General features: G+C 67.3%; 10 protein-coding genes. 9 read left to right on the forward strand and 1 reads right to left on the reverse strand.

Annotation, left to right across the window (positions count from 1 at the left end; all coding sequences use genetic code 11):
- Entirely contained in the window at nucleotides 1-1,482 is a 1,482-nt protein-coding gene (locus tag NC595_RS19405) for a transglutaminase-like domain-containing protein (RefSeq protein WP_253569036.1), read from the reverse strand.
- A gap of 203 nt (nucleotides 1,483-1,685) precedes the next feature.
- On the opposite strand from NC595_RS19405, the gene NC595_RS19410 reads away from it, so the two are divergent.
- The 9 genes from NC595_RS19410 to NC595_RS19450 all read left to right on the forward strand — a co-directional run bounded on the left by NC595_RS19410 (nucleotide 1,686) and on the right by NC595_RS19450 (nucleotide 14,689).
- Nucleotides 1,686-2,837: a DUF819 family protein gene (locus NC595_RS19410; protein ID WP_253569037.1), complete on the forward strand. Its 1,152-nt coding sequence runs from the start codon at nucleotides 1,686-1,688 to the stop codon at nucleotides 2,835-2,837.
- A 28-nt stretch (nucleotides 2,838-2,865) separates the two neighbouring features.
- Nucleotides 2,866-4,275, forward strand: coding sequence for a C40 family peptidase (locus NC595_RS19415; RefSeq protein ID WP_253569038.1), 1,410 nt, complete (start codon nucleotides 2,866-2,868; stop codon nucleotides 4,273-4,275).
- 272 nt (nucleotides 4,276-4,547) lie between these two features.
- The gene (locus NC595_RS19420) at nucleotides 4,548-5,645 is read left to right on the forward strand and encodes a dipeptide epimerase (RefSeq protein WP_253569039.1); all 1,098 of its coding nucleotides are present in this window, start codon (nucleotides 4,548-4,550) and stop codon (nucleotides 5,643-5,645) included.
- A 16-nt stretch (nucleotides 5,646-5,661) separates the two neighbouring features.
- Nucleotides 5,662-6,516, forward strand: a complete 855-nt coding sequence (locus NC595_RS19425; protein ID WP_253569120.1) for a MurR/RpiR family transcriptional regulator — start codon at nucleotides 5,662-5,664, stop codon at nucleotides 6,514-6,516.
- A gap of 27 nt (nucleotides 6,517-6,543) precedes the next feature.
- A complete protein-coding gene (locus NC595_RS19430) occupies nucleotides 6,544-7,320 on the forward strand; it encodes a L,D-transpeptidase family protein (RefSeq protein WP_253569040.1) in 777 nt (258 codons plus the stop codon).
- Nucleotides 7,317-8,555 (forward strand): dicarboxylate/amino acid:cation symporter, encoded by a 1,239-nt coding sequence (locus tag NC595_RS19435; protein ID WP_253569041.1) that lies wholly within the window; start codon nucleotides 7,317-7,319, stop codon nucleotides 8,553-8,555. The genes NC595_RS19430 and NC595_RS19435 overlap by 4 nt, the downstream gene beginning before the upstream one ends.
- Nucleotides 8,552-9,691: an NAD(P)/FAD-dependent oxidoreductase gene (locus NC595_RS19440; RefSeq protein ID WP_253569042.1), complete on the forward strand. Its 1,140-nt coding sequence runs from the start codon at nucleotides 8,552-8,554 to the stop codon at nucleotides 9,689-9,691. Before NC595_RS19435 ends, NC595_RS19440 begins: the two co-directional genes overlap by 4 nt.
- Before the next feature lie 412 nt (nucleotides 9,692-10,103).
- Complete coding sequence (locus tag NC595_RS19445; protein ID WP_253569043.1) at nucleotides 10,104-11,162, forward strand: glucokinase; 1,059 nt, start codon at nucleotides 10,104-10,106, stop codon at nucleotides 11,160-11,162.
- A 317-nt stretch (nucleotides 11,163-11,479) separates the two neighbouring features.
- Nucleotides 11,480-14,689 (forward strand): TonB-dependent receptor, encoded by a 3,210-nt coding sequence (locus NC595_RS19450; protein ID WP_253569044.1) that lies wholly within the window; start codon nucleotides 11,480-11,482, stop codon nucleotides 14,687-14,689.
- The last annotated feature ends 21 nt before the right edge of the window (nucleotides 14,690-14,710 follow it).

Here is a 14,710-nt window from a genome sequence, read left to right on the forward strand (position 1 = left end):
TCAGTTGTCGGAGCGTCCGTGCAGTGGCAGTCGCTTCCAGGCGAAGTGGTAATGCCACTGGTTGAAGTACAGATTCCCGCCCCTCCACTCGACCTCGCCGCGTTGCGAGTCGACCGTCTCCGAGCGCGGGAAAGTCTTGGCCGGCACGAACGGCCGGCTGAAGTCGCTGTTGAAGGCGATGCGGTAGGCGTCGAGTCCGCCGAGGTAGAACCAGCGCAGCGCCGGGTCGTCGCCGGGCCCGGGCGCGAGCTGGCCGAAGGTCACGTCCACCGGCACCCAGCCGTAGGGCGGCAGGTAGAGCTGGCCCCAGTCGTGGATGTCGTCGTAGCGGCCGTCGGAGAACATCCAGCCGGACTGCCAGCGGCTCGGGATGCCGTTGAGCCGCAGCAGGGTCATCAGCAGCATGGTCTGCTCGCCGCAGTCGCCGTGGCCGGCGTGCAGGGTGTAGTCGCTGATGTTGCTGATGGTGGAGTACTCGCGCGCGCCGGCCCAGGGAATCCGATCGACCGCGGCGAACAGCTTCTGCGCGATGCGGTAGGGGTTCTTCTCGTCGCCCACCACCTTGCGCGAGAACGCGCGCAGGTCGTCGGTGAACACGATGTGCGGCGGGCGCTCGGCTACGTAGGGCGCCAGCGCGGGGGTGATGGTCTCGGCGCTTACCTTGTCCGCGTCGATGCGGTGGTACTGCGCCAGTACGGTCACGGCGTAGGTGATCGAGAATACGGTCGGCTGGCCCGCTACGGCCTGCTTCTGGAGATAGGCGGTGCGTTGCGCCGTCGACGGCGGCGCGACGCGCGCGCCGGTCGGCACGCTGCCGACCAGCCGGATCGCCTCCTGCTGGCCCGGGATCGCCTGCGGGTAGGGAATCCAGGCGCGCAGGGTCTGGCCGGCGGGCACCGCATCGGCATCGACGGTCAGCGTCTGGGTCACCTCCACGCGCAGCGGATCCACCCCGCTGCGGCCGGTGGCCAGCGCGTCGCGCACCACGCTGCGGTGATGGTCGTTGAGCACGCCGTTGGGCGTGTCGTCGAACGGCTTGGGATCGGCGCGGCGCGCGCGGGCCTCGGCGCTCAGCCGGAACAGGTTGCCCGGCGAGCGGTTGAAGTAGAAGGTGTGCCCGTCGATGACCAGGTGCTCGAACAGGCCGGCGTGGTTCCAGCGGTCGAACTCGGCCTGGGTCAGGTCGGGGATCTCCTTGCGCACGCGCGCCTCGACCTGGTCGGCATCGAGACGGAAATCGAGCCGGATGCGCCGCATGCGCTCGCGCTGGAAGGCCAGCGCCTCGCGCTGTGCGGCGGACAGGCCCGGTTGCTTCAGTGCCGCGGTGATCGCCGCATCCGCGTCATGGAAATGTCCGGCGTCGATCTGGGCGATGATGGCAGGCAGGGAGTGATGATCGGGGGTGGCGGCCGGCACGGCGGCGGGCAGCGCAAGCAGCGTGGCGAGCAGCAGCGGACGGGTGCGACCGGTCCAGCCGGCCATGGCCGCGCGGCGGTTTCCCGTGCCGGTCGACCGGTGATGCGGCAATCTGCTCCCCGTCATGCGTGCTTCCCCCGACATGAACTTGCGAAACCGTTGTGTAGCACGCTTGCAAAACAGCGTCAATAATTTATGCTGCTTTTGAATTTTGTAGGAATGACATATTCCATGACGGCACGGGACCCAGGTGCCCGACGGGGGCGCGAGTGATCCAGACGGTGTGGCCGTTTGTCGGCCTGATGCTGGTGGTGGCGGGAGTGTTTCCGGCGCTGGAGCGCCGCTTCGGCTGGCGCATCTTGCAGGTGCTGCCGCCGATCGTGATGGTCTATCTGCTGGTCACCACGCTGGCGATCGCCGGGGTGTGGCAGGTGAATGCGCCGATCAAGGCGGCGCAGTCGCTGCTGATTGGCAACCTGGTGCCGGCGCTGTTGTTCCTGCTGATGATCAACTGCGACCTGCGCGCGATCTTCCGGCTCGGGCCGCGCGTGCTGGCGGTGTTTGCCTGCACCACGGTCAGCCTGTTCATCGCCTTCATCGCGACCTTCCTGATCTACCGCCACTGGCTGCGCGGCGACGACTGGCATCCGCTGGCCGCGCTGTCCGGCAGCTGGGTCGGCGGCACCGCCAACATGATCGGCGTGAAGCAGGGGATCGGCATGTCCGACCCGCACCTGGCGATGTCGCTGCTCACCGATGCGGTCTGCTATTCGATGTGGGTGGTGGTGCTGTTCTCGGTGGCGCGGCTGGCGCCGGCGTTCAACCGCTGGACCCGCGCGCGCTCCAGTGGCGAGCTGGAGGTGGCGGAAGTGGCGCCGAGCGGCCCCACCGTGCCGGAGAACGTACTGCTTTGGCTGGGCGCGGCGCTGCTGGCGACGACGCTGGCGCGGGTGGTTGCCGGCTGGTTGCCCACTTCCGAGATGGTCAGCGCCGGCACCTGGACGATCCTGCTGTCGACGCTGGCCGGCCTGGCGGTGGCGCACACGCCGGTGGCGCGCTTTCCCGGGGCCGGCAGCATCTCCGGCGCGATGCTGATCTTCGTGGTGGCGATGCTGGCCTCGCAGAGCAACTTCCACGGCCTGGGCGAGGCGCCGCTGTACATCCTGTGCGGCGTCACCGTGATCGCGCTGCATGCGGTGCTGCTGGTGGGGTTTGCGCGGATTTTCCACTTCGACCTGTACCTGTGCGGCATCTCCTCGCTGGCGCACATCGGCGGTGTGGCGGCGGCCCCGGTGCTGGCGGCGGCGTATTCGCGCGCGCTGGTGCCGGTGGGCATCCTGCTCGCCCTGCTGGGCTACATCCTCGGGACTGCCTTCGGGCTGCTGGTGGCGTCGGTGATGTCGACGCTGGCCGTGCCCTGAGCCGGTCCTCCATGACGGGAATCCGACCATGACCATTTCATTGATCCGTGCGCTGTGCCTGGGCCTGCTGCTGGCTGGCGCGGCCGCGTCGCCCGGCCTGCATGCGGAGCAAAACCTGCCCGTGCCGCCCTCGGGCGTGCTGGGCGTGGGCCCGGCGCAGCTCACGCCGGAGTTCTGGATCAACCTGCGCCCGCAGTCCGACACGGTGCTGCTGACGCCGGCGCAGATCGCCGCGCAGAACGCCAAGCTGCTGGCCGATGACCCCTCGATGCACGATCTGCGCAAGCTGCCGGCCACGCTGGATCGCGCGCAGGTGGATGCCTGGCTGTACACGGTGTCGACGCCGCCGACCCGGCCGCTGTACGACGTCCACGGCCAGCCGGTGCCGGAGGCGACGATCAAGGCGATCGTCGACAACGCCCACGGCGACGCGGTGCCGGCCAGTGAGCCCACCCGCTACGGCCTGGTGGTGAAGCGCGCCGCGCTGCGCAGCCTGCCCACCGACCTGCGCGTGTTCAGCCATCCCGGCGACACCGACATCGACCGTTTCCAGGAAACCGCCGAGTTCCCCGGCACGCCGGTGGTGGTGGCGCATACCAGCGCCGACGGCCGTTGGCTGTTCGTGGTGAGCCCACGCTATGCCGCCTGGACGCATCGCGAGAACGTGGCGATCGGCAGCGCGAAGCAGGTCTTCGACTACGCCGGACGGACAGCGGCGCGGGTGGTCACCGGCGGCACGGTGCACACGGTCTACACGCGCGAGCAGCCGGCGGTATCGCAGCTGCAACTGGACATGGGTGAGCGCGTACCGCTGGCCACCGATCTTTCGCCGGACCAGCCGGTGAACGGGCAGACGCCGTACGCCGCGCACGTGCTCGAGCTGCCGATCCGCAACGACGACGGCACGCTGGCCTTCGCCCCCGCGCTGGTGCAGATCAACAAGGACACCTCGCCCGACTATCTGCCGCTGACCGAGGCGAACATCATCCGGCAGGCGTTCAAGTTCCTCGGCGAGCGCTACGGCTGGGGTCATGCCTACGACGGACGCGACTGCTCCGGCTTCGTCTCGGACGTGTATCGCTCGATGGGCGTGGAAATGCCGCGCAACACCAGCCGGCAGGCGATCAGCCCGGCGCTGGATCATCGCGCTTTCACGGCGCGGGACGATCACGCCGAACGGCTCAAGGCCGCCATGGCGCTGAAGGTGGGCGACCTGGTCTACATCCCCGGACACGTGATGATGGTGATCGGCCAGTGGCAGGGGCAGCCGTGGGTGATCCACGACGTGCTGGGCATGAGCTACCGCAAGGGCGACGGCAGCATCCGCCACGTCAAGCTCAACGCGGTGTCGGTGACGCCCCTGCTGCCGATGCTCTACGGCAAGGACGGCTCAACCTTCATCGACCACATGACCAGCATCGTGCACATCCGGCATTGAGGGGCTTGAACGTGGCGGTGCGGGGCGAGTTGGGGGACAAAGAGCAAATGGGTTCCCGCTTGCGCGGGAATGACGGCGCGGAGGCATGCGGGGTTAGGGTTCTCATCGCTTACGGCTTTTCCGGAAAGCTGCAAGGGCGGCCCGATAAGGCCTCCCCAGGCGGGCGTCATTCCCGCGCAAGCGGGAATCCATTTTGATCTTGCTCTCCATCCACCAGGACACACGCGCCCACGCGGGCTCCATAAGCACCCAGGACAAGTGACAGCGAACCCATGAAGATCACAGACATCCAGTTCGGCATGCTGCGGGTGCCGCTGAAGACGCCGTTCAAGACCGCGCTGCGCACGGTGAGCCAGGTCGAGGACATCGTGGTGATGATGCACACCGACACCGGCCACGTCGGCTACGGCGAGGCACCGGCCACCGCGGTGATCACCGGCGACACCCACGGCTCGATCGTCGACGCGATCCGCCACTACATCTCGCCGCGGCTGATCGGCCAGGAGGTCGCCGACCTCAACCGGCTGACCGGGCTGATCCAGGGTTCGATGGAAAAGAACTCCTCGGCCAAGGCCGCGGTGGAGATCGCCCTGTACGACCTGTGGGGCCAGCTCTACAACGCGCCGCTGTACCAGTTGCTGGGCGGCGGCGATCCGGTGATCACCACCGACATCACCATCAGCGTGGACTACATCGACAAGATGGTGGCCGACTCGATCAACGCGGTGGAGCGCGGCTTCGAGTCGCTGAAGATCAAGGTGGGCAAGGACATCGGCGTCGACATCGAGCGGGTCAAGGCGATCTACGCGGCCGTCGAGGGCCGCGCCCTGCTGCGGCTGGACGCCAACCAGGGCTGGACCGCCAAGCAGGCGGTCTACGCGCTGCAGACGCTGGAAGACGCCGGCATCAAGCTGGAGCTGGTCGAGCAGCCGGTGAAGGCGCGCGACCTGGCCGGCATGCGCTATGTCACCGAGCGGGTGCATACGCCGGTGATGGCCGACGAGAGCGTGTTCGGCCCGATGGAAGTGATCGAACTGATCCGCCTGCGTGCGGCCGACATCATCAACATCAAGCTGATGAAGACCGGCGGCATCTCCAACGCGGTGAAGATTGCCGACATCGCCGCGATGCACGGCGTGGAATGCATGATCGGCTGCATGCTGGAAACCTCGATCAGCGTGGCGGCGGCCGTGCACGTGGCGGTGGCCAAGGCCGACGTGATCACCAAGGTCGATCTCGACGGCCCCTCGCTGAGCCAGTTCAATCCGGTCGACGGCGGGGTACTCTTCAACGAATCGGAGATCTCCGTGACCGACGCCCCGGGGCTGGGCATCCGCGAGATCCGTGGCCTGGAGCCGGTGTCGGAGTGAGATCGTGAGCGCGAACATGTCACCGCTGGTGAAGATCCGTTCGGAGCGCGACCAGATGTCGGCGGTGGAGCGGCGCATTGCCGACTTCATAGTGGAGAACGCGCAGCTGCTGCGCGACTACTCCTCGCAGCAACTGGCCAATGCGTTGGGCATCAGCCAGTCCAGCGTGGTGAAGTTCACCCAGAAGCTGGGCTTCAAGGGCTACCCGGACCTCAAGTACTCGATCGGCGAGGCGATCGCCCGCGCCGCACCGGGCGAGACCGCGACGGTGTCGCCAACCCAGGAAACAGCCAGCTCGGGGCTGGCCGACCGGCTGTGGCGGCGCAAGTGCGCGGCCGAGGAGGAAACCCGCGTCATCAACGCGCCGGAGGCGATCCAGGCAGTGGCCGAGGCGATCGACCGCGCCGGCCGCAGTGGCCGGGTGTTCCTGCTCGGCATGGGCGACGACGACGTGCTGGTGCGCACCTTCGCGCTACGCCTGGCCACGCTGGGCATCCTCGCCGTGCACAGCTTCGACATGGTGCGGATGACCTCCAACGTGGCGGCGGCGCAGGCTGGCGACGTGCTGGTGGTGATCTCCGAATTCGGCCAGCACGCCGCGCTGGGCAAGATCGCGCGGCAGTTCCGCGAGCGCCGCGGCCAGCTGGTCACGCTGACCCGGCACACCGCCAATCCGCTGCGCACGCTGGCCGACCTGTCGCTGGTGGTATCCGCGCATGACGAGCAGCCGTACATCCAGCCGCTGCTCTACCAATCGGCGATGCAGCACCTGCTCGACGGCCTGTTCGTGCGCCTGTGCGAGGGCCACGACGACCGCCGCAGGCAGTTGCTGGGCAACCTGGAACGCATCCAGCACATCCTCGAACCGTAACCGCTTCGGCAGGCAGCAAGGCTCCCGATGACCTCCACGCTCACTTTCCTGCGGCGAGCCGCCGTGCTCGCCGCGCTCACGCTCTCCACCCGGGCTTTCGCCGCACCGGCCACGCCGCCGTGGCACAGCGCGCGGCAACTGGTGCTGGTGACCATCGACGACTGGAATACCGACCAGGGCACGCTGCGCCGTTTCGTACGCCAGGACGGCCACTGGCTCGCCGTCGGCGCGTCGTGGCCGGTGGTGATCGGCAAGGCCGGCGCGGCCTGGGGACTCGGCCTGCAGCCGTCGCGCGACGATGGTCCGGTCAAGCGCGAGGGCGACAACCGCAGCCCGGCGGGCGTGTTCCGCATCGGCACCGCCTTCGGTTATGCGAAGACGCTGGCCACGGCGATGCCGTACCGCGCGCTCAGCGCCACCGACTGGTGCATGGACGTCAGCGGCGCGCGTTACTACAACCAAATCGTCGACGCGAAGGTGGTCGGTGCGGAAGCGGTGAAGGGCTCGTCCGAGCCGATGCGCCGCGACATCCACGTGCACGGCGATCAGCGCTACCGCATGGGCTTCGTGATCGACAGCAATCCGGACGCGAAGCCCGGCGCCGGCAGCTGCATCTTCGGCCACCTGTGGGCCTCGCCCACCACCGGCACCGCCGGCTGCACGGCGATGACGCCCGAATCGATGCGCAGCCTGCTCGGCTGGCTGAAGCCCGAAGATCATCCCGTGTTCGTGTTGCTGCCGAAACAAGCCTACGCCGCCGTCCGCGACGACTGGCAACTGCCGTCGCTGGAGGCCAGCCGATGAGCCCGACGGTGCGCGTGCTGCTGGGCCTGGCGCTCGGCGCCGTGGTCGGGCTGGGGCTGGCGGCGTTCGATCCGGCGCTGGCGACCCAGGTGGCCGCCGTGGTGCAGCCCGCCGGCAAGCTGTGGCTGGCGGCGTTGCAGATGACCGTGGTGCCGCTGGTGCTGTCGCTGGTGGTGGTAGGCGTGAACACCGCCAGCGATGCGGCGGCGTCCGGCCGCGTGGCGCGGCGGGCGATCGTGGTGTTCCTGGTGCTGCTCACCGGTGGCGCCTTCCTCGCCGCGTTGCTGGCGCCGTGGCTGTTCCGCCTGTTCCCGCACAACCCGGCGCTGAGCGAGGCGCTGAGCCACGCCACCGTGCCGCTGTCCGCGCGCACCGCACCGACCGGCTGGGTGGAGGCGGTGACCTCGATCGTGCCGACCAATGCGATTGCCGCCGCCGCGCAGAGCGCGATGCTGCCGCTGGTGGTGTTCGCGCTGTTCCTCGGCTTTGCGCTCACCCAGATCAAGCCGGAGCGGCGCGCGATGCTGGTGGAGTTCTTCCAGTCGATCGCCGACGCGATGATCGTGATCGTGCGCTGGGTGCTGTGGGTGGCGCCGGTGGGCGTGTTCGCGCTGATCCTGGCGGTGTGCGCCCGCGCGGGGCTGAGCATGCTCGGCGCGCTGGGTATCTACGTGCTGGTTGAGTGCCTGCTTTACGTCACGGTGACCCTGGCGATGCTGGTGGTGGCGGTGACCTGGGGCGGCGAGACGTGGCGGCGTTTCGTCCCCGCGCTGGTGCCCGCGCAGGCGGTGGCGCTGAGCACGCAATCCTCGCTGGCCTCGCTGCCGGCGATGCTGGAAAGCGCGAACACCAAGCTGGGTTATCCCGAACGCGTCACCGCGCTGGTGCTGCCGATGGCGGTGTCGCTGTGCCGGCTGACCAGCCCGGTGCAGTACGTGGTGTCGGCCTCGTTCATCGCCTGGGCCTACGGCATCGACCTGTCGCCCGCCGCGCTCGCCGCGGGCGCGGCGCTGGCGGTGGTGATCAGCCTGGGTTCGGTGGGCCTGCCAGGGCAGGTCACCTTCATCGCCACCAACCTGCCGGTGGCGCAGGCGATGGGCGTGCCGGTGGGGCCGCTCGGCCTGATGCTGGCGGTGGACACCTTGCCGGACACGCTGGCCACGTTGGGCAACGTCACCTGTGATCTCACCGCGACCAGCGTGGTGGCGCGGCAGTCGGCGAAGGAGGGCGCATGAGCACAGAACACGCCGATGCCATCGTGATCGGTGCCGGCATGGCCGGCGCCTCGGTGGCGTATTTTCTCGCCCTGCACGCGCGGGTGATCGTGCTCGAGCGCGAGCCTTACGCCGGCATGCATTCCACCGGCCGCTCGGCCGCACTGTTCAGCGAGACCTACGGCACGCCGCAGGTGCGCGCGCTGACCCGCGCCACGCGTCCATTCCTGGCCGCGCCGCCGGAGGGCTTCGCCGCGCATCCGATCCTCACCCTGCGCGGCGCCACGGTGATCGGCCGCGCCGAGCAGGCGGAGCAGGTGCGCGCGATGTTCGAGGCCATGCGCCGCGACACGCCCGAGCTGGAGCTGCACGACGGTTCGCGCGTTCGCGACCACGTGCCGGTGCTGCGCCCGGAAGTGGCGGCGATCGGCCTGCACGAACCGGGCGCCGCCGACATCGACGTCAACGAACTGCACCAGGGTTTCCTGCGTGGCCTGAAAGCGCGCGGCGGCGCGCTGCACGTGGACCAGGCGATCACGGCGATCGAGCGCGACGGCGGCGGCTGGATGGCGCGCGTCGGCGATCGACGCTTCCATGCGCCGCTGCTGCTGGATGCCGCCGGCGCCTGGGCCGATCAGGTGGCCGCGATGGCCGGCGTGGCGCCGCTGGGGCTGGTGCCCAAGCGGCGATCGGCGTTCGTGTTCGAGCCGCCGGCCGGGCTCGCCACCGCCGACTGGCCGTTCGTCTGCGACCTCGATGAGACCTTCTACTTCAAGCCGGACGCGGGCCAACTGCTCGGCTCGGCGGCGAATGCCGATCCCACCCATCCGCACGACGTGCAGCCGGAAGAGTTCGACATCGCGCTAGGGATCCATCACATCGAGCAGGCGACCACGCTGGAAATCCGCCGCCCTACCCGAACCTGGGCCGGGCTGCGTTCGTTCGTCGCCGACGGCGACCTGGTCGGCGGCTTCGCGAGCGATGCGCCGGGTTTCTTCTGGGTCGCCGCGCAGGGCGGCTACGGCATCCAGACCTCGGCGGCGATGGGCGAGGCCTGCGCGAACCTGGCACTGGGCCGCCCGCTGCCGACGCACCTGCAGGACGCCGGGCTCACTGCAGCGATGCTGGCCCCGGCCCGCTACGGTGTTGCAGGCTGACACGACAAGCCCTCGGTCTGGTCATCACCGGGGGCGTGATCGCACCCGACGCAATCTCTGACGGTGCGGTGCGTATGGGGGGGGGCTCAACGGCATCGCCACGGGAAACGGTGCGCGGGCCTGCTTGTACGCGGCGCATCCATCCGGCGGCAGCTGCGTGCGCAGTCCGTGCCACCCGGCTGGTTGCACGACGGTTGCCGGTAGGTACAGCCGCGGGATAGGCGGTTTGGATCAATCCCTCAATTGCTGCAAAGCAGCGCATTAGGCAAAAATTTGTCGATCATTTTTACAAAAATCTTATAAAACAATGATTTAATAAAACATACTCATCGATCTTTGCTTGTGCATTGCAAGTTGACACCGGTGACAATGAATTTCAAGCTGATCGCCGTTCCAGTGCGGGGAGGCACGGGTGAACGTAGCGATCGACCACCTGGATCGACCGGAGGGGGTTCCGGTGATGCCGTTTCTGGCGGCGGATGTCGGCGGAACTTATGCCCGTATCGCGTTGATGCGCGCCTCGCCGGCCGGGGGCCGCGATATCGATGTACTCGCGTACCGGCGGTTTGCTTGCGCTGACTTTTCCGGGTTGACGGAAATGCTGAAAACCTTTGTCGCTGATGAGGTGCACACCCCGGTGCGGCACTGCGTACTCGCCTGCGCTGGCCAGGTGATGGATGACGAAGTGCTGAATGACAACTCGGCCTGGCCGATCGACCTGCGGCAGTTGAGCGAAGCGATGGTGCTTGATGAGATCGCGGTCCTCAACGACTTTGAAGCGCTGGGGTACGCCTTCGACAATCGCACCGATTGCGGCGGCCGTCTCCTGTGCGGACCGGATGCCCACCCCGAGGGGCCGGTCCTGGTGATCGGGCCGGGTACTGGGCTCGGTGCCGCTGCGCGATTGCCCGATTCCGCTGGCGGTCATGTACTCACCACCGAAGCGGGCCAGATGGATTTCGCACCGAACTCGCTGCGCGAACGCGACGTGCTCGCCCAACTTGCGCCCGGTGGTGGTTACCTGGCGTACGAGCGCATTGTGTCCGGTCCTGGCCTGCTGACCCTGTATGCAACGTTATGCACGTTGCGCGGAAAGGTGCCGTGGTTGACGACCCCAGAGGGCGTCACCGAAGCGGCTGCCGCGGGCAGCGACGCGCTTGCGATGGAGGCCGTGGAGATCTTCTGCGCGGCGCTGGGGAGCTTCGCTGGCAGCCTCGCCATGACCTTCATGAGCGCGGGCGGTGTCTATCTCGCTGGCGGCTTCCTGAATTCCATCTTCGCCTTGCTCCGGCGCAGCGCCTTCGAAGAGCGGTTCCTGCACGGTCGCAGCGTGCGTGCGTTTCTCCAGCGTGTTCCGGTGCGGGTCTCGGAACACGGCCGCAATGGCGTGCTGGGCGCCGCCAAGTGGTACCTCAAGCGCGGCATGTCGGACGTGAAGCCGCGCCAGGAGGTCGTGGCCGGTTCGCCATGAACCGCACCGCGAGCTCGGCACCGGAAGTCCGTCGACCGTCCTGGGGAGGGCGGCATCGGCCACCGTGTGTGTACGCGAAAAGTGCGCAGGGACGGATCGCCGGCGTGGTTCGTGCGCGCGGCAGGTAGCAGGACGCGGAATACGCAATCCGCTGGGGAACATCGAGTGGGAGCGGTCGTGGCAGGCAGTGCCGTGGCCGGATGCATCGAGACCGTCATCGCCGTGGCACGCCATGCAGCAGGCGCCTTCCCGGGGAACGTGTCGCGGCATCGTGGAGCCCCAGCGGCCCGACAGACATCAACCAAGAGGTAGAGCTCATGTCCACCAAACAGCGCAAGCACCCCTTGTCATTGGCCATCTCGATGTCGTTGTTCGCCGCCGTGGCGACGTCGGCCATGGCGTCGCCGCGCGCGGGTACCCCGGTGGATACGCAGGGAACCCAGGCTACCCCGCCGCAGGACGTGTCGAACATGTCGTCGTCCGACACCCAGGACGCGAAGAAGGCGAAGCAGAGCGCGGCCAAGAAGGGCAAGGGCGCAGTCACGCTGTCCACCATCAACGTCGTTGGCGTGCGCGCATCGCAGATGCGCGCGATCGAGTTGAAGCGGGTTGCACCGAACATCCAGGACAGCATCACGGCCGAGAGCATCGGCCAGCTGCCCGACGTGACCATCACCGACGCCTTGCAGCGCGTCACCGGCGTGCAGATCAACCGCGATGCCGGCGTGGGCACCACGGTGGACGTGCGTGGCCTGCCCGAGGTCGGCACCATGCTCAACGGCGAGGCCTTCATCACTGCCGACCAGATCGATTCGCAACAGCCCGACTTCACCATGCTGCCTTCCACGCTGTTCCACGGCGTGGACGTCATCAAGTCGCCCACCGCCAGCCTCACCGACGGCGGCATCAGCGGCTCGCTCGACCTGCATACCTATCGCCCCTGGGACTTGCCGAGCGGATTCACCTACAGCTACTCCGCCGACGGCGAACGAGGCCGTACTTCCAGCAAATGGGGGCCGGAGGCGAGCGGACTGTTCTCATACAATGACGAAGGCCGCTGGGGCCTGCTGGTTTCCGCCGATTACTCCGACACCACGCGTTCGAACTCGAACGAGGGCCTGGACCAGTACGGGGTGGTTTTCAATGGCGAGAACGCGGCCAGCGCCGGCGGCTACAACGGGTTCCTGACGCCGTGGAACGATGCACCGATTCCTTCGCAGATCGTGCAGAACCCCGACGGCAGCGTCGACGTGAACGGCGATGGCAAGTCCAACGGCGTGTTCATGGGTAGTCAGAACATCGCCCTCTACGACATTACCACCCAGCGCAAGCGCAAGTCCGGCAACGCCTCGTTCCAGATGGATCTGGGCAGCGGTTTCACCATGACCAGTGACTTCTTCTACGCCCACCAGAGCCAGTTCGATCGCAACGTCGGCATCCAGTTCAACTCGACCAACTGGCAGGGCGCGACCTACGTGCCGCTGAAGTCACGCAACACCGGCGCGCCCGTCGCCGGCTCGTACGGCACGCCCGAGCCGGGCTGGGATGGCATGCAGCTGTACACCACCCAGGTCTACGAGAAGTGGCCGGGTGACGTGGAGTCGTTCTCGCAGATCACACGCAAGGTCTCCACCGCGAAGAACTTCAATCTCCAGGTCGATTTCGACAACGGCGGTCCCTTCACGGGTAGCGTCCGCGGCATCCGCGATACGGCGAGCCAGTCGAACATCGAGACCGACATCAACATCTCCAATTCCGACGGCGGCCTGTGGCCCAACGTGCTGATGCCCGGCGTACCGGACGGCGCCGTGCCGCCGGGTACCTTCATCTTTCCCGACCAGCTGGGCGGCAACCGGGTCTTCAACGCCAACGGCATGCCACAGAACACGGTGCCGATCGTCGCCAACCTGGGCGGCCGCTACCTCACGATCAGCATGCCGTCGTCGCTCTCCAGCCAATTGGCCGATCCGAACGGCTGGACCATGAAGACGCTGGAGTCTTCCGGCGACTACGACCGCTCGGTCGGTCTCAGCGCGCTGCGCTTCGACGGGCACTACGACTTCGACGACGGCATCCGCCTCGACTTCGGTGCGCGCAACAGCATCCGCAGTGCCGACAACATCGGCTACACCCTGGTCACGCCGGTGTACGCCGGCATGGGCGCCAGCGATCCGAATGGATGCCTGGTGCGCTACGTCGGCGCCGACGTGGTGCTGAACAGTGGCTCGTGCACCGCCGGCAACGCGCAGGGCTACTTCCGCGGCGGACCCATTTCGGCATTGCAGATACCGAACACGCCGGGGCCGCTGGCCGACAACTGGAAGCAGTATTCCAACCTGCTCGGTTCGGGGATCACCTTCTGGGCGATCGATCCGCACGCGATGGACAACCCCGAGGCCTACTGGAAGTCGCTCTATCCCGACACCATCCGGCAAGGCACGCCGGGACGCACCTGGGCGGTGTGGATGAAGGAGTCGTCGGCCTACGTGCAGGGCAACTTTGACGGCAACCTCGGCAACATGCCCTATAGCGCCAACGTCGGTGTGCGGGTGATCCGCACCAATCTCAATGTCACCCAGCACCTGTCCGGCGATCCGGGCGCCTACGGTACCGAGCCTGCGGATGCTGGCGTCGATGCCACGCGTCGACGCTACACGGACTATCTGCCGTCCGCGAACTTCGCGCTGGACCTGACCGAAGACCTGAAGCTGCGCCTGGCCTATTCGAAGAACATGATGCCGCTCGATCTCAGCACCTGGGGCGGCGGTCTGCAGCTCAACTACTCGCTGGTGGAAACCCCGCAGGGCCCGCTGTATCGCGTCGCGGCCGGCAACTCGACCGGCAATCCGCATCTCGACCCGTGGCGTTCGAAGAACTACGGTGCTTCGCTGGAGTACTACCTCAACCCCACCAGCATGATCAGCCTCGCGCTGTTCCGCATCAACGTGCAGAGCTTCATCAAGAGCGGCAGCGTGATCGATTGCACCCTGCCGGACGAGGACGGTGTCGTGCGCAATCACTGCGTCACGATCACCGAACCGGTGCAGGGCACCGGAAACAGCATCCACGGCGCCGAGTTCGACTATCGCCAGGGCTTCACCTTCCTGCCGGGCATCCTGTCCAAGACCGGCATCGAGCTCAACGCGACGTATGCGCCTAGCGACACCGGGGAAAAGGACCTGGCGGGGCACAAGATCCCGTTCCAGGACAACTCGACCAAGTCCGGCAATCTCATCCTGTGGTATCAGGACGACCGCTTCCAGGCACGTGTCGCCTACAACTACCGGTCGCGGCGTGCGGTGTCGGAGGACGTGGGCGGCATCACCGGCCTGGAGATGTACGAGGCGCCGCAGAAGTATCTCGACGCGTCGATCTCCTACAAGATCGACAAGCGCGCCGAGCTGTTCGTGGACGGCACCAACCTCACCAACGAGTACCAGCGGTATTACCTGGTGTGGCCGGACCAGCCGGCGCACTCCAACTTCTCCGAGCGGATGTTCATGGTGGGTATCCGGGGCCAGTGGTGAGTGGGGGAGGGGGACTGTCGG

The sequence above is a fragment of the Dyella lutea genome (assembly GCF_024158035.1).
Classification (GTDB): Bacteria; Pseudomonadota; Gammaproteobacteria; order Xanthomonadales; family Rhodanobacteraceae; genus Dyella_A; species Dyella_A lutea.

Coding starts and splice junctions, on each gene's coding strand:
- NC595_RS19405 (WP_253569036.1), bottom strand. CDS start 1,482: ATGGCCGGCTGGACCGGTCGCACCCGTCCGCTGCTGCTCGCCACGCTG.
- NC595_RS19415 (WP_253569038.1), top strand. CDS start 2,866: ATGACCATTTCATTGATCCGTGCGCTGTGCCTGGGCCTGCTGCTGGCT.
- NC595_RS19420 (WP_253569039.1), top strand. CDS start 4,548: ATGAAGATCACAGACATCCAGTTCGGCATGCTGCGGGTGCCGCTGAAG.
- NC595_RS19425 (WP_253569120.1), top strand. CDS start 5,662: ATGTCACCGCTGGTGAAGATCCGTTCGGAGCGCGACCAGATGTCGGCG.
- NC595_RS19430 (WP_253569040.1), top strand. CDS start 6,544: ATGACCTCCACGCTCACTTTCCTGCGGCGAGCCGCCGTGCTCGCCGCG.
- NC595_RS19435 (WP_253569041.1), top strand. CDS start 7,317: ATGAGCCCGACGGTGCGCGTGCTGCTGGGCCTGGCGCTCGGCGCCGTG.
- NC595_RS19440 (WP_253569042.1), top strand. CDS start 8,552: ATGAGCACAGAACACGCCGATGCCATCGTGATCGGTGCCGGCATGGCC.
- NC595_RS19450 (WP_253569044.1), top strand. CDS start 11,480: ATGTCCACCAAACAGCGCAAGCACCCCTTGTCATTGGCCATCTCGATG.